The sequence below is a fragment of the Actinoplanes hulinensis genome (assembly GCF_019429605.1).
In the GTDB taxonomy this organism is placed as follows: Bacteria; Actinomycetota; Actinomycetes; order Mycobacteriales; family Micromonosporaceae; genus Actinoplanes; species Actinoplanes campanulatus.
This window is the reverse complement of record NZ_JAHXZI010000007.1, coordinates 1-19,499: the sequence shown is the minus strand read 5'-3', so window position 1 is coordinate 19,499 and position 19,499 is coordinate 1. Positions and strand designations below refer to the sequence as shown.

Genomic DNA, 19,499 nt, shown 5'->3' with positions numbered 1-19,499 from the left:
CCCCGTGGTGCGATGACCGGCGCAGAAGAGCGGGAAATCGTGATCTCCCGGGTCATCGACGCCCCGCGGGAGCTGGTGTTCGAGGCGTTCACCGAGGTCCGTCACCTGTCCCGGTGGTGGGGGCCGGAGGGCTTCAGCACCACCACGCGGTCCTTCGAGTTCCGCGAGGGCGAGGTGTGGGACTTCGTGATGCACGGGCCGGACGGGACCGACTACTCCGAATGGATCACCTGGACCGAGATCGTCCCGCCGGAGCGGATCGCGCTGCTGCACGGGGAGTTCCACGACGACCCGAACGCGTTCGAGTCGGTTCTGACGTTCACACCGGACGGCGTGGCGACCCGGATCGAGATGCGCACGGTGTTCCCCACGAAGCAGCTGCGCGACGAGGCGGTCGAGAAATACCACGCTGTCGAGGGTGGTCGGCAGACTCTGGGCAACCTGTCGGCGTACGTCATCGAGGTTTTGCTGAAGGAAGGGGAGAGCTGATGGCCGGAAAGGTGTTCTTCGGTGTGTCGATGTCGCTGGACGGCTTCGTCGCGCCCGAGCCGCCGTCCGTCGACGACTTCCTCACGCCCGGTAGGCAGGATGATCCGGACGTGCGGCGGTGGATGAAACAGTGGGGGGAGTTGCAGCAGTGGATGTTCCCGCTGCGGTTCTTCCGGGAGAACCTCAAGCTGGGCGAGGGCGGCGAGGAGGGGCGCGACAACGAGATCGCGCGGGAGACGTACGAGCGAATCGGCGCGAACGTCATGGGAAAGCGCATGTTCGACCTCGGCGAGCAGTCATGGCCGGAGGAGGCGCCCTTCCACACGCCGGTCTTCGTCGTGACGCACACCGAGCGGGAGCCGTGGGAGCGGCCCGGCGGGACGACCTTCCACTTCGTCAACGACGGCATCAAGTCCGCGCTCGACCGGGCCCGCGAGGCCGCCGGCGACCGTGACGTCCGCATCTCGGGCGGTGGGGAGACGATCCTGCAGTACGTGAACGCCGGCCTGGTCGACGAGTTCACGATCGCGCTGGCGCCCGTGCTCCTCGGCTCCGGCACCCGCCTGTTCGACGGCGTGGACGCCTCCCGGATCAGGCTGGAGCCGGTCCGCTCCGAGCCGTCACCGCGGGTGACGCACCTGACCTACGCCGTACACCCTCGCTGACCGGTGACGGCGGCGCTCATTCGCCCAGCAGGCCGGTGAGCACCCGTGACACCGTGTCCTCGAAACGTGGCGCCGGTGTCGGCGGGCCGCCGGCCAGCGCCGCCGTCAGGTGGGGGTGCCGTCCCGCCGCGACCGCGTGGGCCAGGTAGGCGCCCTGCCTCTGCGGGGCGCCGGAGCTCGCGTTGAGTTCGTTCAAGGTGAGGGCGGCGGTGAGCGTGGTCATCACGGCGAACGCCTCCAGTTTGCGGCCCGCGCCCGCCGGGTGCGCGGCGAGGATCGCGAGCACGTGTTCCAGTAGTTCGGTGGAGTGCGGGCCGAGCGTGGAGCGGGTGAGCATCAGCTCCGGCAGCCAGGTGTGCCGCAGCATCACCGTGCGGCCCTGCCGGTACACCTCCAGCAGGGCCGGCAGCCAGGGGCCGCCCGGCTCGGGCAGTTGATACTCGGTGGCCATCTCGTCGGTCATCAGATCGAGCAGGTCGTCCCGGCTGTCGACGTAGCGGTAGAGCGACGCCGCGCCGGTGCCCAGTTCGGCGGCGACGCGGCGCATCGACACGGCGGCCAGGCCCTCCCGGTCGGCCAGGGCGATCGCCGCGGCGGTCACCTCCGCGCGGGATCGCTCGGCGGGCCGGCCCACGCCCGTACGCCGTTCTCGAAGCCACACCGGCACCGTCTCCATGCCGCTCCTCTCCCGTTGTGCCCACCCTATCGTTCCGAGTACAGTGTTCGCGAACGCTGTTCCCGAATGAGTGAGGCGATGATGACCAGGACCCCGTACACCGCACGCAACGGCGACGTACGTCTCGCGGTCGACGACCTCGGCGGCGCCGGCGGCGAGCCGCTGCTGCTGCTCATGGGACTGGGCGTCTCCCGCCTCTGGTGGCCCGACGGCCTGGTCGCCGCACTGATCGACGCCGGATTCAGCGTCGTCTCGTTCGACGGCCGCGACGCCGGCGGCTCCACCCACTTCGACGACACGCCCGTCGGCAACCCGCTGACCGCCCTGCTGCGCCGGCGCCCGCCCGCCTACACCGCCGAGGACATGGCCGACGACACGGTCGCCGTCCTCGACGCGCTCGGCTGGCAGCGCGCCCACCTCTTCGGCATCTCCCAGGGCGGCCTGGTCGCCCAGCGCACCGCACTACGTCACCCCGACCGGGTGCACACCCTGACCTCGTACGCCGCCGTGCCCAGCGACGTTCGCGGCGCCGCCGTCCTCCGCTACGTGCGCCTGCCGTTCCTGGCGCGCCTGACCCGGATGCGCCACCCCGCCGGCCGCGACGGCGACGTGGTCGCGGGCCTGGACCTGTTGCGGGCGGTCGCCTCCCCGGGCTACCCCTTCGACGAGCAGGACGCCCGCCTCCGCGTCGAGCGCGAACTCGACGCCGGACTGCCCAGCGGCGTCCGCGACAGCCGCGCCCAGGCCCGCCAGACCAGCGCCACCTGGCACGGCCCACGTCTCCGCGAGCTCCGCGTCCCCACCCTCGTGCTGCACGGCGAGCAGGACCCGCTGATCCGCCCCGCCGCCGGCCGCCGCATCGCCGCATCGGTGCCGAACGCCCGCTACGTCGAACTTCCGGGCACCGGCCACGACCTCCCCCGGGAGATCTGGCCCACCGTGGCCCGCGAGATCCGCGCCCGCGCCGACGATGCCGCCCAGACGCAGAGAATCGACGGCTGAAAGACCCATCCGGGTACGCACACACCGATCCTGAGCGGCGTCGGCTCTACGCCGTGGGCGCGCCGCGGCGGGCGAAGACGGTGTCGAACAGCGCACATCCGCCGAGTGACCGGCTCGGGCAGGTCCGGCCGCCACCCGCCGTCCAGCAACCGTGCCGGGTTCCAGCACCGGGTCGTGCGAACCCGGGCCGTAGCTGAGCCTCAGACACGTGTGAGCGGGAAGCGCCACTCTCGACACCGGAACCGTCAGCGCGGTTCCGCAGGTACGGCAGCCGAAAACCGTCGTGCAACCCCCGTGTGGCCGATCGTGGCCAATGTAGTTCACGGTCGCATCCTGCACATTCTGCGGAGAATGAAATCGCCACGGCCGGCGGGACGGATTGGTCCGCCCTGTTTCCTGATGCAGGCCCTTGACCAGTCCAAAGTCCACATCCGAGGGCGTCGGGGTCCGCGGAATTCATCCGCTCCGGACGAAGTGAGGCGGGGGATCGGCCGCCATCGTTCAGGTGTGGTTCGCCACTGACCGCGCACGGGGCGAATCGCGAGGCAACGGTAACTGAAACACGAGGTTAACGCACGTAAATCGTCATTCATGCGATGTCCACCCAGCAGTGCGGGGAGAGCCATGGCAGAGGTCAGAGAAGCGTCGTCGAAGCCCGAGGCCGCCGCCAGCCTGGGGCTCCCGCAAGCCACGGCGCTCATTCTGGGCAGCATCATCGGGGTCGGCATCTTCAACCTGCCGTACTCCCTGGCGTCGATCGGGCCGATCAGCATCGTCGCGATGCTGCTGACCACACTGGGCGCGGTCGCGCTGGCGCTGATGTTCGCGTCGCTGTCGCGGCGGCTGCCCGCCGACGGTGGCCCGTACGCCTACGCCCGTGCCGGTTTCGGCAACGGCACGGGATTCATGAACGCGTGGTCGTACTGGATCACGGCCTGGGCCGGGAACGCGGCGATCGTCACCGGCTGGGTCTTCTACGTCGAGAAGTTCGTCAACACCGGTCATGTGGCCGGCTGGTCGATCGTCATCGCCCTCGTCGGCCTGTGGATTCCGGCGGCCGTGAACCTCAGCGGCGTCAAGAACGCCGGGGCCGTCCAGCTCTGGACGTCGATCATCAAGTACGTGCCGCTGGCGCTGATGTCGACCGTCGGCCTGTTCGCCATCAGCTCCGGCAACTTCTCACCGTGGAACGTCAGCGGCGAGTCCGATCTGAGCGCGATCGGCAGCGCGATGGCGATCTGCCTCTTCAGCTATCTCGGGGTGGAGGCGGCCGCGGTCGCCGCGGCGAAGGTCCGCGACCCCGAGCGCAACATTCCCAAGGCCACGCTGCTGGGCACGCTGGGCTCCTCGGTGGTCTATCTGCTCTCGATGATCGCCGTGTTCGGCACGGTGCCCACCACGGAACTCGCCAAGGACGAGAACAAGGCGTCGTACTCGGTGGCGGCCGACGCGATGGTCGGCGGCGGCACCTGGGCGGGATCGCTGGTGGCCCTGGCCGTGATCGTCTCCGGCATCGGCGCTCTCAACGGCTGGATCATGATCTGCGCCGAGATGCCGCTGGCGGCCGCGAAGGACGGCCTGTTCCCGGAGGTGTTCGGGCGGGTCTCCAGCCGCGGGGTGCCGGCGGTCAGCATCATCTCCTCCACCGTGCTGGGCAGTGTCGCGATGGCGGTGAGCTTCATGGGCGCCAGCGGCGCCACCGTCTTCAACACCCTGGTGCTGATGACCGGCATCACCGCCGCGATCCCGTACGCGTTCTCCGCGCTCGCCCAACTGAAGTGGCGGCTGCGCGACCGCCGGGAACTGCACACGCCACGCTTCGCCCGCGACGCGACGGTGGCGGTCCTCGCCCTGGCCTTCTCGGTCCTGTTCATCGTGTGCTCCCGCAACACCGGTGCGGACAACTGGTACCAGGTGTGGAGCCCGTTCCTGATGGCGGGCGCGGCCATGCTCATCGGCATACCCGTCTACCTGCGCATGCGTACCCGGATGACCGAACCGCCGCCGGTCCCGCCCTACCACTGACCCGGAAGGATCCCCATGCGCATCGTGATCGCCATCGGCGGCAACGCGCTGCTGCAACGCGGCCAGAAGCCCGACGCCGCGATCCAGCAGGAGAACGCCCGCCGAGCCGTCGAAGCCCTGGCCCCGCTGGCCGCCCGCCACGAGCTGGTCATCACCCACGGTAACGGCCCGCAGGTCGGCATGCTCGCCCTGGAGAGTGCGAACGACCCTGACCTGGAACGGCCCTACCCGCTGGACGTCCTCGGCGCGCAGACCCAGGGAATGATCGGCTACTGGCTGCTCCAGGGCCTGCAGAACGCCCTGCCGGGGCGGCAGGTCGCGGCGATCGTCAACCAGACCCTGGTGTCCGCCGCCGACCCGGCGTTCGCGTCGCCGACCAAGTTCGTCGGGCAGGTGTACGACGAGGCGACGGCGCGACGGCTGGCGGCCGAACGGGGCTGGGACGTGAAACCGGACGGGCCGCACTGGCGCCGGGTCGTCCCGTCACCGGCGCCCGAGCGGATCGTCGAGACCCGCATCATCCGCCAGCTGCTGTCCACCGGCGCGGTGGTGGTCTGCGCCGGCGGGGGCGGCGTACCGGTGATCCGCAACGAGGCGGGCCGGCTGGAGGGTGTCGAGGCGGTCGTCGACAAGGATCTGGCCACCGCGGTCCTGGCCGAGTCGCTCGAGGCGGATGCGCTGCTGCTGCTCACCGACGTGCCCGCGGTGTACCGCGGTTTCGGCACCGGCCAGGCCGAGGTCCTGTCCCGGGCCACCCCGGCCGCGTTGCGCCGCGAGGAGTTCCCGCCCGGCTCGATGGGGCCGAAGGTCGAGGCCGTCTGCCGGTTCGTGGAGCTGACCGGTGACCTGGCCGCGATCGGGGCGCTCGACGAGGCGGAGCAGATCCTCGCCGGCAAGGCCGGCACGGTCGTGACCCCCGGCGGCGACTACGGCGGCCCGCACGACCTCAAACCTCAGTCCGTCCCCACCAACGCTCTCTAAAGAGGTGATCGGAATGCCCTTCGGGGTTCACTCAGAGGTTGGCAAGCTACGCAAGGTCATGGTGCACCGTCCCGGTCTCGAACACACCCGGCTGACCCCGTCGAACGCCGAGGAGCTGCTCTTCGACGACGTGCTGTGGGTCGAGCGGGCCGAGGCCGAGCACGACGCGTTCTGCGAGGTGATGCGCGGCCGCGGTGTCGAGGTGTTCGAGGTGGAGACCCTGCTCACCGAGGCGCTTGCCGACCCGGCCGCCAAGCTGTGGGTCAGCGAGCACATTCTCAACGAGCGCGAGGTGGGGATCACCGCCGCCGACCGGGCCCGCGAATGGGTCGGCGGTGCCGAACCGGCGCAGGTGGCGGACTTCCTGATCGGCGGGATCACCAAGGCCGACGTGGCCAACCCGCTCGGGCTCATGTGGGAGTCGGCGTCGGCCACGACGATGCTGCTGCCGCCGCTGCCCAACTTCCTGTTCCAGCGTGACCCGTCCTGCTGGATCTACGACGGCGTCACGCTCAACCCGATGACCAAACCGGCCCGCAAACCGGAAACCATGATCATGGAGACGGTCTACCGGTTCCATCCGATGTTCACCGCCGAGAAGTTCCCGATCTGGCTCGGCGGCGCCGACGAGGACTGGGGCCGCGCGAACGTCGAGGGCGGCGACGTCCAGCCCATCGGCAACGGCGCGGTGATGATCGGCATGGGTGAGCGCACCACCCCGCAGGCCGTGCTGTGGATCGCACGTTCGCTGTTCCGGGCCGCCGCCGCGCGGGTCGTGCTGGCCGTGCTGCTGCCGAAGTCACGCAGCTACATGCATCTCGACACGGTGATCACCATGTGCGACCGGGACGTGGTCACCGCGTTCCCGCAGGTCGTCGACGGCGCCCGGATCTGGGCCATCCGCCCGGGCGACGACGCCGACGACCTCGTCGTCGAACAGGCACACGGTTCGCTGCCCCAGGTCATGGCGCGGGTTCTCGGGATCGGTGAGATGCGGGTCATCGAGACCGGCGGCGACAGCTTCGGGGCCGAACGCGAACAGTGGGACGACGGCAACAACGTGGTCGCCCTCGAACCCGGGGTCGTCGTCGGGTACGAGCGCAACACCAGCACGAACGCCGCGCTGCGCAAGGCCGGCATCGAGGTGCTGCCGATCGCCGGCTTCGAACTCGGCCGCGGCCGCGGCGGCTCCCACTGCATGACCTGTCCCATCCAGCGTGACCCCGCGTTCTGATCGGAGACCGTCCATGGCGTTCAACCTCAGAAACCGCCACTTCCTCAAAGAGATCGACTTCAGCCCACAGGAGCTGCGGCACCTGTTGAAGCTCGCCGAGGCGCTGAAACTGGCCAAGTACGCCGGCACCGAGGTCAAACACCTCGAGGGCAAGGAGATCGCCCTCATCTTCGAGAAGACCTCCACCCGTACCCGCTCGGCCTTCGAGGTCTCGGCCTTCGACCAGGGCGCGCACGTCACCTACCTCGACCCGTCCGGGTCGCAGCTGGGCCACAAGGAGTCGATCGCCGACACCGCCGCCGTCCTCGGCCGCATGTACGACGCCATCGAGTTCCGCGGCAGCGCCCAGACCGACGTCGAGGAACTCGCCGCGCACGCCGGGGTGCCGGTCTACAACGGGCTGACCAACGAGTGGCACCCCACCCAGATGCTGGCCGACTTCCTGACCATGCGCGAGGCTAGCAACAAACCCTACGACGGCCTGACGTACGCCTACCTCGGCGACTGCCGCTTCAACATGGGCCGCTCACTGCTGATCATGGGGGCGCTCATGGGCAGCGACGTCCGGCTCGCCGGGCCCGCCGACCTGCACCCGCCGAAGGACGTCGTCCAGCTCGCCCAGGAGATCGCCGGGCGTACCGGCGCCCGGATCACCATCACCGACAACCCCGGTGAGGCGGTCGCCGGCGTCGACTTCGTCCACACCGACGTCTGGGTGTCGATGGGCGAGGCCAAGAACGTGTGGACCGACCGGGTCCGCCAGCTCACGCCGTACCAGGTGAACAGTGACCTGCTGGCGAGGACCGGGAACCCGCTCGTCAAGTTCATGCACTGCCTGCCGGCCTTCCACGACAGCAACACCGTGGTCGGCGCCGAGATCATGGAGCACACCGGCATGACCTCCGGCATCGAGGTCACCGGCGAGGTCTTCGACTCACCGGCCAGCATCGTCTTCGATCAGGCCGAGAACCGTCTGCACACCATCAAAGCGGTTCTGGTCGCGACTCTGGGCTGACCACCGGGTGCCGGCTCGGCCCCGGCCGAGCCGGCACCCGGGCATCGGGGACGCCGTACCGCGCGTTCAGGACCTGCATCGCGGCGCCCGCCGCGATCGTGTCGGTGCCGAGACCGGCCAGGGCGACCTCGACGGACAGCCAGTCGGCGCGGGGGACCTGGGTCCGGACCGCGTGTTCGACGGCCCGGCGGTAGATGTCGCCGTGTTCGAGCAGGTCGGCTCCGGCGAGAACGATGTGCCCCAGGTCGAGGGTCTGCAACAGGTTGACCACGCCGACACCGAGGACGGCCGCGGCCGCCGCCGGGTCACCGGCCCGGTCGTGAACCGCTTCCAGGCAGCCGCGGCGGCCGCACACGCACGGCGGGCCGTCGAGCTGGACGACGGTGTGCCCGAACTCCCCGGCGTTGGTGTGCGCGCCGCGGTGGGCGGTGCCGCCGAGCCAGAGGCCGGCGCCGACTCCGCTCTCGACCATGATCAGGGCGGCGTCGCGGAACCCGGCGCCGCGGCGCCACGCCTCGGCGGTCACCGCGGCGGTGACGTCCTTGTCGACGTGGACCGGCAGGCCGAGTCGTTCGGTGGCGAGGGCGGCCAGCGGGATGTCGTGCCAGTGGCGGAGCCGATGCGCGTCGCGGACGGTGCCGGTGGCCTGGTCGAGCGGCCCGATCATGCCGATACCGACTCCGGCGAGGTGCCGGGGCGAGCCTTCGGGGCCCGGGGGAGCGAGTAGCGCGGTGACCCCGGCGGACAGGTCGCTCAGCAGCTGCTCCGGGGTGAAGTCGGGTGGCAGGGCGGTCGTGGTGCTCGCCCGGACGGTGCCGGCCAGGTCGGTCAGGGCCAGGCGCAGGGCGCGGCGGGTGACGTGTGCGCCGATCGCCCACCGGCTGTCGGGCACGAGCTGGTAGACGGCGGCCGGTTTGCCCATCGCGGCCCGGCGGACCCCGGCCGGTGCGATCAGGCCCTCCTCCAGCAGCCGGGCGATGACCTTGGAGACGGCCTGCGGGGTCAGGCCGGTGACCTCGGCGACCGTGCCGCGCTCGATGGTCGGCCGGGTGCGGGCCAGCGTGAGGACCAGGGCCTCGTGGTAGTCGCGGAGGAAGGCGAGGTGCACGGGCTCACACTACAACTAACGCAACAGCGTTGCTAAAGTCCGGGCCATGACCGACAAACGCAACAGCGTTGCAGAACTCGACGCTGTGGCTCCCCACCCCGGCGCCGACCGCCGCTGGCCAGCCCTGCTCGCCCTCGCCTTCGGCGCCGTCGCCATCGGCCTCACCGAGTTCGTCCCCGCCGGCCTGCTGCCCCAGATCGCCCAGGACCTGCTCGGCGCCGAATACACCCGATCACCGTCCGACGCCGTCGCGCACGCCGGCTGGATGGTCACCGCGTACGCCCTCGGGGTCGTCGTCGGCGCGCCCCTGATCGCCGCCGCGACCGCCCGGGTGCCGCGCCGGCGGCTGGTCCTCGCCCTGCTCGTGCTCTTCGTGGCCGGCACCGTCGCGTCCGCGCTCGCCCCCGGATTCACCCTCGTCCTGGTCGCCCGGTTCGTGGCCGGGCTGCCGCACGGCGCCTACTTCGGCGCAGCCGGTCTGCTCGCGGCCAAACTGATGGGCCCCGGGAACGAGGGCCGTGGCTTCGCCGTCGTGCTCAGCGGGCTGACCATCGCCAACGTCGTCGGCGTGCCGGCCGTCACCTGGCTCGGCCAGCAGTCCGGCTGGCGGATCGCCTACCTGGTCATCGCCGGTGTCTTCGCCCTCGCACTGGTGGCCGTGGCCGCCACCGTGCCGGACGCGCCCGCCGCCGACGGTTCCCCCGCCGCCGAGCTGCGCTCGCTGCGCCACCCGCTGGTCTGGTTGACCGCCGCCACCGCCGCCATCGGCTTCGCCGGCTTCTTCGCCGTCAACAGTTACATCGCCCCGGTCACCACCGAGGTCACCGGCCTGTCCGCCGGCACCGTGCCGTGGGTGCTGGTCGCCATGGGCCTCGGCATGACCGTCGGCAACGCGCTCGGCGGCTGGTACGCCGACCGCGACCTGCACCGCGCCACCCTCCTCGGCTTCACCGCGATGATCGCCACCGCGGTGCTCTTCGCCCTGACCGCCGGCACCACGGCCGGCCTGTTCACCGGCGCCTTCCTGATCGGCGCGACCAGCCTCTTCCTCGGCCCCGCCCTGCAGTCCCGCCTGATCACGGTCGCACCGGGGGCACAGTTGATGGGCGCGGCGGTCAACCAGTCCGCCATGAACATCGCCAACAGTCTCGGTGCGGCTCTCGGCGGAGCGGTCATCGCCGCCGGTCTCGGCTACCGCGCCCCCGCCTGGGCCGGCGTCGCCCTCGGCCTGGCCGGCCTCGCCCTGGCCGCTGCCGGGTTCACGCTCGACCGCCGGCGGGCCGTCTGAAAGATTCTGTTCCGATGGTGTCGTATCAAGGGGCGGCCGTTCGTGGAATCGGTGTGCGGCGTCCGCCGGACCGGTATCAGAGGGAGACGACCATGCCGGAATACCTGATCACCTTCAACGACGAGTGGGTGCCCCACCACACCGAGGAGCAGATCCGCGCGAAGTCCGAGGCGGTCCGCCCCGTGATCGACGAGATGCTGGCCGAGGGCGTGCTGATCTTCAGCAACGGCGGCCTCGACCGGTCCACCACGCTGTGCAGCGTCGAGACCGTCGACGGGGAAGCCGTCTTCACCGACGGCCCGTTCGTCGAGACCAAGGAGCACCTCGGCGGGTTCGCCGCGGTGGAGGTGCCCGACGACGCGACGGCGCGCTACTGGGCCGGCCGGCTCGCGACGGCGCTCGACTGGCCCCAGGAGGTGCACCGGTTCCGCGGCCCCGGAGCCGACCGTGCCGGCTACCTCGGGAAGCAATGAGCGCTGGCGCCACCGAGCAGGCGATCACCCGCGCCCACCGTCAGGAGTGGGCGCGGCTGGTCGCCGGCCTCGCCCGCCGTTTCGGTGATCTCGACATCGCCGAGGAGGCGACGGCCGAGGCGTTCGCGGCCGCCGCACAGCGGTGGCCGCGCGAAGGCGTACCGCCGAATCCCGGCGGGTGGCTCGCCACCACGGCATCCCGCAAGGCGATCGACTGGCTGCGGCGCGAGGCCCAGCGCGACGCCAAACACCAGGCGGCCCTCATCGTGTACGACGACAGCGCACCCGAACCCACCGGCCCCGTCGAGGACGACCGGCTCCGGCTCGTCTTCACCTGCTGTCACCCGGCGCTCGCCATGGACGCCCGGGTGGCGCTCACCCTGCGCCTGCTCGGCGGCCTCACCGTCGCCGAGATCGCCCGCGCCTTCCTGGTCCGGGAGACCGCGATGGCGCAGCGCATCACCCGTGCCAAGACGAAGATCCGGGCGGCCGGCATTCCCTACCGGGTGCCGTCGGCCGGCGACATCCGCGAGCGGCTCGCCGGCGTGCTCGCGGTCGTCTACCTCATCTTCAACGAGGGCTATCTCGCCGGCGAGGGCGACGACCCGGTCCGCGCCGACCTCACCGACGAGGCGATCCGCCTCGGCCGCCTGCTGCGCGACCTGCTGCCCGGCGACGGCGAGGTGGCCGGGCTGCTCGCCCTGATGCTGTTCACCGACGCCCGGCGGCGGGCTCGCGTGTCCGACAGCGGGGAACTGGTGATCCTCGCCGAGCAGGACCGCAAGCTTTGGGACCGTGACCTCATCGCCGAGGGCGCCGCGCTGGTCCGGGAGCGGATCGCGGCGGCGGCGGCCGGCGGCCCACCGGCCGGGCGCTACCAGATCCTGGCCGCGATCAACGCCGTCCACACCGAGGCCCGGTCGGCCCGGGAGACCCCCTGGCCGACGATCGTCGCCCTGTACGACCGGATGGTGCGGCTCGACCCGTCACCGATCGTGCGGCTGAACCGGGCGGTCGCGGTCGCCGAGGTCGACGGCCCGGCCGCCGGGCTCGCCGAGGTCGACCGGCTCGCCGACGTCCTCGACGGCTATCACGCCTTCCACGCCGCCCGTGCCGACCTGCTGCGACGTCTCGGCGACGGTGCCGCGGCGGCCGCCTACGACCGGGCCGTAGCCCGCACCGACAACGCGGCCGAACGGGCGTACCTCATCCGCCGCCGCGACCAGCTCTGACCCACGACGCGCCGGGCCGTCTCCCCAGGCCTGAATACCCTAGGGGGGTAGGGGTAGTGTGGTTGGTCGGCGTCCGCTAACGACAAGGAGACCGTGATGGCTGTCAGGACCTACACCGTGACCGGTATGACCTGCTCACACTGCGTCAACTCGGTGACCGAGGAGGTCGGCAGGATTCCCGGCGTCACCGGCGTCGAGGTCGACCTGACCTCCGGCGCGGTCACCGTCACCAGCGACCAGCCCGTCGAGGACACCGCGGTGGCCGCGGCCGTCGACGAGGCCGGGTACGAACTGGCGAGGTAGTCATACACGCCAGCTGCCCGCACCCTGTGGTGGGTGCGGGCAGCGCTGTCATCAGGCCAGGCGCCGGACGACGTAGTTCGAGCTCCAGATCCTCTGCTTGCTGACCGGCTTGCCGGTCCGCGGCGCCGACCACATCTTGCCGTTGCCCGCGTAGATGGCGGCGTGGATGCCGTACGAGCCCCTGCGGATGATGATGAGGTCACCGGGGCGGGCCTTGGCCTTGCTGATCGCCTTGCCGTACTTCTGCTGCAGGTTCGCCTTGTGCGGCAGCTTCTTGCCCACCGTCTTCTTGTAGACGTAGAGGGTGAAGCCCGAGCAGTCGAATCGGTTCGGCCCGACGGCGCCGAACACGTAGGGCTTGCCCTTGTGCCGGGCGGCCTCGGTCACGACCCGGGCGCCGATCGGCTGCGCCGCGGTCACGACCCGAGTGCTGGTCGCGGCCTCGACGGTGACGGTACGGCTCACCGTCACGTTGGTCCGGACGGCGGCGACGCTCGGCGCCTGTGGGGCGGCGGAGGCGGTGTGCGGTGTGCCGAGCCCTCCAGCGAGAAGACCGAGACCCACGGACAGGGCGATGGTGCCGGTTCCCAGGGTGCGGAAGTGCCGGCTCGAAGTACGTACGTGCACGGTGAAGGAATCCCTCCGGCACGCCTGCGAGGTTAGCTGTCGGGTTCGGGCGCGAAGGAATGCCCGGCCGCACGCTGGCGGCTTCACCCCAAGATCCGTTACCTGCCACTGGCGGTGGCGGATCGATATGTGGTTCCCCCGTCCCTGCCCCCGATTGCCTCATGCTCGCCAAGTGGCTCGTGTCGCCGGACCGGGGCAGGGCTCGGCGTGGTCCGTGCTGACACGACCGGCGAGCAGGTGCCCGCCGCCCCTCCTTGATATCCCAGGTCCCGGGGCCGCCAACCCGCCTCGGCATCCACGGCCGCCGATCGATTCGGCGAACGGCGTCCCGGTTGCAGGACGGGTGCGAAGTTTTCCGACACGCTGTGTTCATGGACGGTGACGCCTCGGTGATGATCTTGTGTGAAACTGATCACGATAAATCCGGATCGCTGTCTCCGTCGCCCCGCCGCCGATCATCCGTTCTGTCGAGGGCGGGCCGACTCACCGGCTCGCCGGGCACGGCCAGGTGGTCGAGCGCCGTCACCGGCGGGCCGGGGCTTCACCGGCCGGGCGCTCACCGCACACGACTCCTTGGTCCTCGCGTCAAGATCCCTCCGGCCGGTTGCGGCCGCGTCCTCTCGTGGTCCGGCTGAGCGCATGTCGAACGCTGGTGGGCCCGTGGGCTCCGCGGCCAGGTCTTTCAAGATCGATACGGTACGTCCGGAAGCGTCCACGATCCGCAAGATGACCGCGAACGCCGCCGGTGCCCGGATCGATCGCGGCAACCATTCGGAAACCGGCAAACACCGATTCTGTGATCGTCGCGGCCGGCGCCCCGTCGAAGTGACTGGTGAGCCCGCAAACAGCGGGTTGCACATTTCGAAAGGGTCTGCTCTTGCGCCAGCTTCTTCGCCGCTTCGCTGTGACCGCCCTCCTCGCCCCGGTCGCCGCCGTCGGCGCAACCACGATGATCGCGAGCCCGGCCGAGGCTGCACCGGCGAAGCCTGGCCCGACGCAGCCCGACTACGGGCAGTACGGCTCCTGGTACGGCTCCGGCAACTACGACTCCGGTCGGTACGGCTCCGGAAACTACGACTCCGGCCGGTACGGCTCCGGGAACTACGACTCGGGCAGGTACGGCTCCGGGAACTACGACTCGGGCCGGTACGGCTCCTGGAACCCCGGTCCGGGCCAGCGCCCGTCGCGGCCGGCTCCCACCACGCCCGCCCCGACGAAGCCCGCCCCGAGCCAGCCCGCCCCGAGCCAGCCCGCGCCGACGACACCCGCCCCGGGCAACACCACGCCGGCCAAGTCGACCGAGCAGGCCCTGCAGGACGAGGTCAACCGCCTGATCAACGTGGAGCGTGGCAAGAACGGCTGCTCCGCCCTGACGGTCAACGAGCAGCTCACCAAGGCCGCCCGCGACCACAGCGCCTGGATGGCCCAGACCGGCACGTTCTCGCACACCGGCAGCGGCGGATCCAGCTTCGTCGACCGTGCCAAGGCGGCCGGCTACGCCCAGCCGTCGGCCGAGAACATCGCCTACGGCTACCGCACCGCCTCCGAGGTGGTCAACGGCTGGATGAACAGCACCGGCCACCGCACCAACATCGTCAACTGCAAGTCCAAGACGGTCGGTGTCGGCGTGGTCTTCAAGGCCGACGGCACCCCGTACTACACCCAGGACTTCGGTTACTGACGCCTGACGCCTGACGCCTGATGCCCCAGCCGCCCTGTGCGGCTGGGGCATCTCGCTTCAGCCCCCTCCTTCACCCGGCCCGTCGATGGCGTGGACGAGGCGCCGACAGCGCCGAGGATCATCGGTCAACCCGGCTGCCAGCCCCCAGAGCCAGTAATCCACGGCCCGGTAGAGAACCCCGTCGCGACAGCGATCGAGATCGAGGTCGGCAGCGCCCACGGCGATGTGGAAGTGCTGAAGAATGCTGTCCGGCCCGGGCATGTCGTCGAGCCGGGTCCACAGCACACGGGCCAGGTCGTAAGCGATGTCACCGCGCAGCAGCACGGGATCGACGATCAGCCACGGTTCTCGTTCACCGCGCAACACCTGCCCGCTGTGCAGGTCACCGTCGACAGCCAGACCGGAGTCGGCACGCGCCATCCGGGCGCCGGCCGCCACCGCGCGATCGAGCAGGACCTCGTCGAAGGGACGGCCCAAGCGCCGCCATTCAGCCGGCATCGCCGTCAGGCGCCGAGCCACCACTCCCGCAGTACTCGGTGCGTGCGACGGCGCCGGAACCGCCAGCCGGCGCATCATCCGCCCCAGCACCTCGACCGCCTCCAGCGACGGCGCCCGGGCCAGCGAGCCTTCGATGTCCAGCCGTTCCAGCAGCATCACCCCGGCATCGACGTCGGCCTGGACGAGCCGGACGGTTCCGCGGCCGTCCCAGAACCGCAGCGCGGCCACCTGCCCGGCGACGCCGGGACCGGGAGGCGTCAGTCGAAGAACAAAAAGATCTTCACCCCGGGCAACGGGTACGACCAGCGCGTTCGACCCATGCACCGGCGCACCGGTGACGGTCAGCCGCCACCGGGCACACCAGTCCGCAACGAGCGCGGGCAGCCGGTCCAACCAGCCGGCACCGCCGTGCCACCAGCGCGGCATGTCCCGAAACGACTGTGGCACTTCCACGACCGACCTCGCCCCGCGGTCCGGCGAATCGCTTCCACTCGTCAAGCGCCGGCCCTCATCCGTCGACGATCACTGGGCGACAACACCTCAGCGTAGGCTCCCCGACAGGCCCGCGACCGCCGGCCGCGCCGGACGCCGGCCTCACCACCTTCGACACCGCCGACATGTGCGCCCACCGCCCGGCGTCCTGACCATCGCCGTCGTCCGGTAACCACATCCGCCCAGGTCATGAGAGGCCGCGGCTTCGGCCGTCGGTAGTATCCAGCGACAGTTCGAGTCCTGGAGCGTTGATGACCTACCCGCCGCCGCCCGGTGAACCGCTTCCACCGCCCGTCGACCCGTATGAGACGCCGCAGCACACCGCGCCACTCTACGAGCAGCCGGACTTCGGTCGGCCCACCTATGCCCAGCCGAGCTACGGCCACCCGGGCCTCAGCCAACCCGAGTATGGCCGGCCGGGTATCCCGATGGCCCCGCCGCAGCGGCAGGGACAGTCGCGAACGGTCGCGATCACACTCCTGTCGGCGGCGATCGCGCTCGTCGTACTCGTCGGCGGTGGAATCGTTTTTTATCTGGTCGGAGAGAAGTTCTCCCAGAACGAGAAGGCGAGCCCCGGCCCGAGCGAAATGGCGAAGGCGGACATCAGCATCCGTGAGCCGAGCACGCTGAACGGTCATTCCAAAATCGAGGCCCAGGAACTGTCCTCGCTCACCATGGACCTGGCGAAGGAACTGGAAGGCTACCCGGGCGCCGCGAACGCGTTCGGGGCCTTCTACGGGTCCCTGGCCGACAAGAAGATGATCGCCGTGCTCGCGGCCGAGGTCGACATCGACGATCCGCAGCGCATGCTCGACACCATGTTCCAGTCGTTCAGTGGCGAGAACCAGCTCACCCAGGTCTCCGCTGTCAGCACCGGCTCGCTCGGCGGCGTGGCGCAGTGCGGCAACAGCGTCATCGGTAAGGAGGACGTGGCCATCTGCGGGTGGGCCGACGAAGGAAGCGTCGGCATGTTCCTGCACTTCTACGAGACCGCGGTGGACGTGAAGGGCGACTTCCCCGACATGCGCGCGGAGATCGAGACCAAGAATTGAACCTTTAGTATCGGCGGCGTGGCAACGCGGCTGGTACAGATCAACATGAAGGCGTACGACGACGCCGGGCTCGGCGCTTTCTGGGCGGAGGCGCTCGGCTGGGCGGTCTCCAGCGAGGGACCCGGTGTGACGAACCTCGAACCCGAGGGTTTCGTCTACCCCGATCCCGTCGCGGTCTGCATCGACCTGGTCGTCTCCCCGGAGCCCAAGACGGTGAAGAACCGGGTGCACCTCGACCTCGCCACCACCTCGAAGGAGCATCAGGCGGAGCTGGTCGCCCGCCTGACCGGCCTCGGCGCCACACCGGTCGACCTCGGGCAGGGCGACGTGCCGTGGAAGGTCATGGCCGACCCGGAGGGCAACGAGTTCTGCGTGCTGGACTGGCACGACCCGGGCTCGGACACCGGGCCGATCTCCACCGTCGTGGTCGACTGCGCGGATCCGCGTGCCATGGCCCGGTTCTGGGGCGCGGCCATGGACTGGACGGTGCTGCGGGTGAGCGACCACAACGCGGTCCTGCGTTCGGCGGCGGGTGTCGGCCCGTATCTGCAGTTCCTGCGCACACCCGACGTCAAGACCGGGTGGAACCGCGTCCACCTGGACGTTCGCCCGTATCCGGGTGACGATCCGGGGGCAGAGGCGGCCCGATTGCGGGCTCTCGGCGCCACCACCGTCGACCTGGGCAACGGCGACATCTCGTGGACGGTTCTCGCCGACCCGGAAGGCAACGAGTTCTGCCTGCTCAGCCCGGGTTGATCCAGCGTGGATCATAGAAGCGTGGATGATGTTGAGGTTCTCGACCGGCTGTACCGGACCGTGTACCGCGCGGCACGGGCAGGCGAGGTCGACTGCACGGACGCGTTCGATCTGGCCGCGTCCGTGCTGGAGCTTGAGCCGGCGGATCCGGATGCCACCGAGCTGGCCTCGCTGAGCCTCGACTGCGCGGAGGTGAGCCGGCCCCGGCTGGCCGGACTCGCCCTCACCCTGCTCGCGGAGGCCGGTTTCCAGCCGGGCTTCACGGAAGAGCCGGAGTGGCTGACCCGCCTCGAGGACGCCATGCGCCTGGTCAACCAGGACGTGGCCGCGACCGGGCTGCCCGATCGGTGCCGGCTTCGGGTCGACGAGGAATACTGGCCCGGCCACAACGGCAACGCCCACGCCGAGACCTGGGACGGCCACTCGGGCACCGGGGTGGGCGTCTTTCCCGCCTCCGGTGCCGACCCGGTGTCCGCGCTGGTGGCGGTGGCCGAAGACGCGCAGGACGCGGTGATGCACATGCTCTGGTCGGCGTGGCCGGTGTGCCCGGTGCACCGGCTCGGTGTTCACGCCCGGAGCCACGACGGCGCCGCCGTCTGGTGGTGTGGCGATGGTCATGCCGTCGCGGCGATCGGCGCATGGCAGGACCGCTGAGCGTTTCGCTACCGTGCTGGCGTGATGTTCATAGCCGCGTATGACCCGGATTGGCGACACCAGGGAGCGGCTCTGGTCGGTGAGTTGCGGGCCGCGTTGGCGCCGTCGGCGCTGCGGGTCGATCACATCGGCAGCACCTCGATTCCCGGGATGGCGGCCAAGCCGGTGTTCGACGTACAGGTCAGTGTCGTCGATCTCGACGATGCGGCGGCCGCGTTCGACGGACCGTTGGCCAACCTGGGGTTCTGCCGGCGACCGTACGAGCAGGATCATGTGCCGGCCGGTCGCGCGGATCCGCCGCTCCTTTGGGCCAAGCGGTACTGGAACAAGCGCGTACCGGGTGAGCGGCGGGTCAACCTGCATTGCCGGCTTGCCGGATCGCCGAACGAGCGGCTCGCCCTGCTGTTCCGGGACTGGTTCCGGGCGCATCCGCACGCGGTGCCGGCGTATGCGCGGTTCAAGAGTGTTCTGGGCGAGGCCGTCGGTGATCTGGAGGTCTACACGGAGGTCAAGGACCCGGTGGTCGACCTCGTCGTGACCGTCGCGGAGGAGTGGGCGGCCGCCACGGGCTGGTCTCCTTCAGTACGGGGGACGGCATGAATCTCGCCTCGATACGCGCGGACGTCGCCGTACTCGATGAATTGTTGCGGGAGATCGCGAAGCGCCCGGTCGACGTGCGTGACCCGGATTGGCAGGACAAACTGCGCCGGGCGCCGGCACCGGTGGACGAGGCCGGGGTGGCGGTAGAGGCCGCTGCCGCGTTGGAGGCGCTGCTCGACGCGTACGAGATTGGTGGTCCGCCGGTCCGCGAAGAGGTCCGGGCCGTCTTCCGGGATTTTCCGTCGTTCCGCTGGGCGGCTCGTCTGCCGGTCGAATGGGAGTCGGTGACGGAGTTTCGCCGCGGGCTGATGCACGTCTCCGCGATGGATCAGGGTGCCGACCCGCGCGACGAGCTGATGAGGATCTGGTGGTTGTGCAATCGGGCCCGTGACAGGGGCATCGACGTCGAGCCCGTGCTCCGAGAGGTGGCGGAGCTTTCCTCTGATGTGGATGGTTACGAATTCGGGTCCATGCGAAGCCGGATCATGCGCGGGCTGGAGGTCCACGACCTCGACTAGAGTCAACGCCGTTCAGTTAGGCGGTCCGGGCTGGCGTCAAGGGTGTGTTGATCAGAAAGTAGGAAGCGGAGTTCCGGTATAGAGGTTTGTCACTCCAAGACAACCCACCCCAGGACTCCGCTTGCTCGAT

Annotated in this window: 21 protein-coding genes and 1 riboswitch; of the genes, 17 read left to right on the top strand and 4 right to left on the bottom strand. The window is 70.3% G+C overall.

Annotated elements, in window-relative coordinates:
- Positions 1 to 12 precede the first annotated feature (12 nt).
- Both KZ829_RS14290 and KZ829_RS14285 read left to right on the top strand, forming a co-directional pair.
- Positions 13 to 489 (top strand): SRPBCC family protein, encoded by a 477-nt coding sequence (locus KZ829_RS14290; RefSeq protein WP_220144382.1) that lies wholly within the window; start codon positions 13 to 15, stop codon positions 487 to 489.
- A complete protein-coding gene (locus KZ829_RS14285) occupies positions 489 to 1,154 on the top strand; it encodes a dihydrofolate reductase family protein (RefSeq protein WP_220144381.1) in 666 nt (221 codons plus the stop codon). The genes KZ829_RS14290 and KZ829_RS14285 overlap by 1 nt, the downstream gene beginning before the upstream one ends.
- A 16-nt stretch (positions 1,155 to 1,170) precedes the next feature.
- Here KZ829_RS14285 and KZ829_RS14280 read toward each other — a convergent pair whose 3' ends face one another.
- A complete protein-coding gene (locus KZ829_RS14280; protein WP_220144380.1) occupies positions 1,171 to 1,830 on the bottom strand; it encodes a TetR/AcrR family transcriptional regulator in 660 nt (219 codons plus the stop codon).
- Positions 1,831 to 1,911: 81 nt separating this feature from the next.
- Here KZ829_RS14280 and KZ829_RS14275 point away from each other — a divergent pair, with 81 nt between their 5' ends.
- The 5 genes from KZ829_RS14275 to argF all read left to right on the top strand — a co-directional run bounded on the left by KZ829_RS14275 (position 1,912) and on the right by argF (position 8,087).
- The gene (locus KZ829_RS14275) at positions 1,912 to 2,832 is read left to right on the top strand and encodes an alpha/beta fold hydrolase (RefSeq protein WP_220144379.1); all 921 of its coding nucleotides are present in this window, start codon (positions 1,912 to 1,914) and stop codon (positions 2,830 to 2,832) included.
- Between the two features lie 624 nt (positions 2,833 to 3,456).
- Entirely contained in the window at positions 3,457 to 4,857 is a 1,401-nt protein-coding gene (locus tag KZ829_RS14270) for an amino acid permease (RefSeq protein ID WP_220144378.1), read from the top strand.
- 15 nt (positions 4,858 to 4,872) lie between these two features.
- A complete protein-coding gene (gene arcC / locus KZ829_RS14265) occupies positions 4,873 to 5,838 on the top strand; it encodes a carbamate kinase (protein ID WP_220144377.1) in 966 nt (321 codons plus the stop codon).
- Positions 5,839 to 5,851: 13 nt separating this feature from the next.
- Positions 5,852 to 7,072: an arginine deiminase gene (locus KZ829_RS14260; RefSeq protein ID WP_220144376.1), complete on the top strand. Its 1,221-nt coding sequence runs from the start codon at positions 5,852 to 5,854 to the stop codon at positions 7,070 to 7,072.
- A 13-nt stretch (positions 7,073 to 7,085) separates the two neighbouring features.
- Positions 7,086 to 8,087 carry an ornithine carbamoyltransferase gene (gene argF / locus KZ829_RS14255; RefSeq protein ID WP_220144375.1) on the top strand — a complete coding sequence of 334 codons (1,002 nt, stop codon included), beginning with the start codon at positions 7,086 to 7,088 and terminating at the stop codon, positions 8,085 to 8,087.
- Here argF and KZ829_RS14250 read toward each other — a convergent pair.
- On the bottom strand, positions 8,056 to 9,195 hold the full coding sequence (locus KZ829_RS14250; RefSeq protein ID WP_220144374.1) for an ROK family transcriptional regulator: 1,140 nt from the start codon (positions 9,193 to 9,195) through the stop codon (positions 8,056 to 8,058). The two genes, argF and KZ829_RS14250, sit on opposite strands and share 32 nt — an antisense overlap.
- Positions 9,196 to 9,241: 46 nt before the next feature.
- On the opposite strand from KZ829_RS14250, the gene KZ829_RS14245 reads away from it, so the two are divergent.
- The 4 genes from KZ829_RS14245 (at position 9,242) to KZ829_RS14230 (ending at position 12,491) form a co-directional block, all read left to right on the top strand.
- Positions 9,242 to 10,483, top strand: coding sequence for an MFS transporter (locus KZ829_RS14245; RefSeq protein ID WP_220144373.1), 1,242 nt, complete (start codon positions 9,242 to 9,244; stop codon positions 10,481 to 10,483).
- Between the two features lie 92 nt (positions 10,484 to 10,575).
- Positions 10,576 to 10,956: a YciI family protein gene (locus KZ829_RS14240; RefSeq protein WP_246635634.1), complete on the top strand. Its 381-nt coding sequence runs from the start codon at positions 10,576 to 10,578 to the stop codon at positions 10,954 to 10,956.
- Positions 10,953 to 12,188, top strand: coding sequence for an RNA polymerase sigma factor (locus KZ829_RS14235; protein WP_220144372.1), 1,236 nt, complete (start codon positions 10,953 to 10,955; stop codon positions 12,186 to 12,188). The genes KZ829_RS14240 and KZ829_RS14235 overlap by 4 nt, the downstream gene beginning before the upstream one ends.
- Before the next feature lie 96 nt (positions 12,189 to 12,284).
- Positions 12,285 to 12,491, top strand: coding sequence for a heavy-metal-associated domain-containing protein (locus KZ829_RS14230; RefSeq protein ID WP_220144371.1), 207 nt, complete (start codon positions 12,285 to 12,287; stop codon positions 12,489 to 12,491).
- Positions 12,492 to 12,542: 51 nt separating this feature from the next.
- Here KZ829_RS14230 and KZ829_RS14225 read toward each other — a convergent pair whose 3' ends face one another.
- Positions 12,543 to 13,118: a C40 family peptidase gene (locus KZ829_RS14225; protein ID WP_220144370.1), complete on the bottom strand. Its 576-nt coding sequence runs from the start codon at positions 13,116 to 13,118 to the stop codon at positions 12,543 to 12,545.
- A gap of 6 nt (positions 13,119 to 13,124) precedes the next feature.
- Positions 13,125 to 13,299, bottom strand: a riboswitch (cyclic di-AMP (ydaO/yuaA leader).
- Between the two features lie 696 nt (positions 13,300 to 13,995).
- Here KZ829_RS14225 and KZ829_RS14220 point away from each other — a divergent pair.
- Positions 13,996 to 14,799 carry a CAP domain-containing protein gene (locus tag KZ829_RS14220; RefSeq protein WP_246635633.1) on the top strand — a complete coding sequence of 268 codons (804 nt, stop codon included), beginning with the start codon at positions 13,996 to 13,998 and terminating at the stop codon, positions 14,797 to 14,799.
- Positions 14,800 to 14,856: 57 nt separating this feature from the next.
- Here the strand turns inward: KZ829_RS14220 and KZ829_RS14215 are convergent, their stop codons facing one another.
- Positions 14,857 to 15,723 carry an aminoglycoside phosphotransferase family protein gene (locus KZ829_RS14215; protein ID WP_220144369.1) on the bottom strand — a complete coding sequence of 289 codons (867 nt, stop codon included), beginning with the start codon at positions 15,721 to 15,723 and terminating at the stop codon, positions 14,857 to 14,859.
- A 317-nt stretch (positions 15,724 to 16,040) separates the two neighbouring features.
- On the opposite strand from KZ829_RS14215, the gene KZ829_RS14210 reads away from it, so the two are divergent.
- The 5 genes from KZ829_RS14210 to KZ829_RS14190 are packed head-to-tail and all read left to right on the top strand — an operon-like array spanning position 16,041 to position 19,369.
- A complete protein-coding gene (locus KZ829_RS14210) occupies positions 16,041 to 16,841 on the top strand; it encodes a hypothetical protein (RefSeq protein WP_220144368.1) in 801 nt (266 codons plus the stop codon).
- Positions 16,842 to 16,859: 18 nt separating this feature from the next.
- Entirely contained in the window at positions 16,860 to 17,597 is a 738-nt protein-coding gene (locus KZ829_RS14205; RefSeq protein WP_220144367.1) for a VOC family protein, read from the top strand.
- Between the two features lie 21 nt (positions 17,598 to 17,618).
- Positions 17,619 to 18,251 (top strand): hypothetical protein, encoded by a 633-nt coding sequence (locus KZ829_RS14200; RefSeq protein WP_220144366.1) that lies wholly within the window; start codon positions 17,619 to 17,621, stop codon positions 18,249 to 18,251.
- A 24-nt stretch (positions 18,252 to 18,275) separates the two neighbouring features.
- On the top strand, positions 18,276 to 18,851 hold the full coding sequence (locus KZ829_RS14195; protein ID WP_246635655.1) for a GrpB family protein: 576 nt from the start codon (positions 18,276 to 18,278) through the stop codon (positions 18,849 to 18,851).
- The gene (locus tag KZ829_RS14190) at positions 18,848 to 19,369 is read left to right on the top strand and encodes a hypothetical protein (protein ID WP_220144364.1); all 522 of its coding nucleotides are present in this window, start codon (positions 18,848 to 18,850) and stop codon (positions 19,367 to 19,369) included. Before KZ829_RS14195 ends, KZ829_RS14190 begins: the two co-directional genes overlap by 4 nt.
- Positions 19,370 to 19,499 lie beyond the last annotated feature (130 nt).